1 protein-coding gene is annotated in these 780 nt (G+C 52.4%); it reads right to left on the minus strand.

The window, feature by feature from the left end:
* Positions 1-780, minus strand: a 780-nt coding sequence (locus GSQ82_RS20965; RefSeq protein ID WP_158794262.1) for an AMP-binding protein, incomplete at both ends; no start/stop codon positions are given.

Genomic DNA, 780 nt, shown 5'->3' on the forward strand with positions numbered 1-780 from the left:
CCCAGAAACTCGATGTTGCCATCGGATCGCCACCGGCCCAGATCCCCGGTCCGGTACATCCGCGCCCCAGGCTCTGCTCGAAACGGATTAGCCAGAAACTTCTCCGCCGTCAGTTCAGGCCGGTTCAGATAACCACGCGCCACTCCCGCCCCGCCGATATACAACTCCCCAGCCACACCCACAGGAACTGGTTCCCCTTGACCATCCAAAATGTATATCTGAAGATCAGAAATGCGACAGCCAATGGGACTTGCTCCCCGTCTTTTAAGGTCTTTCGGTTTTAGCGGGCAGTAGGTTACATGCACACTGGTTTCAGTAATGCCGTACATGTTGATCAGTTCAGCTTGCCGCTCTTTGTTTTGCTCATACCAGGGCTGAAGGGTAGTTACTTCAAGAGCCTCGCCGCCAAAGACGATATATCGCAGATTGTGGATTTCCGTGCTGTTGGCCTGAGCTGCTACTAGCTGCCGAAAAGCGCTGGGAGTCTGGTTCAGTACAGTTACCCTCGCTTGACACAATAACTTGTAAAATTCGTCTGGTGAGCGAGCGACATCATTTGGAACAATAATCAATCGCCCACCGTAAAACAGCGCTCCCCACATCTCCCAGACAGAAAAGTCGAAAGCATAAGAGTGAAAATGAGTCCAGATATCATCGGCGCCAAAATGAAACCAGGCGTTCGTGGAAGCGAACAACCGTAAGACGTTCCGATGTTCGACCATGACGCCTTTAGGCGTTCCGGTGGAGCCGGAGGTGTAGATGATGTAGGCCAGATGCGAT

The sequence above is a fragment of the Granulicella sp. L60 genome (genome assembly GCF_009765825.1).
GTDB lineage: Bacteria > Acidobacteriota > Terriglobia > Terriglobales > Acidobacteriaceae > Edaphobacter.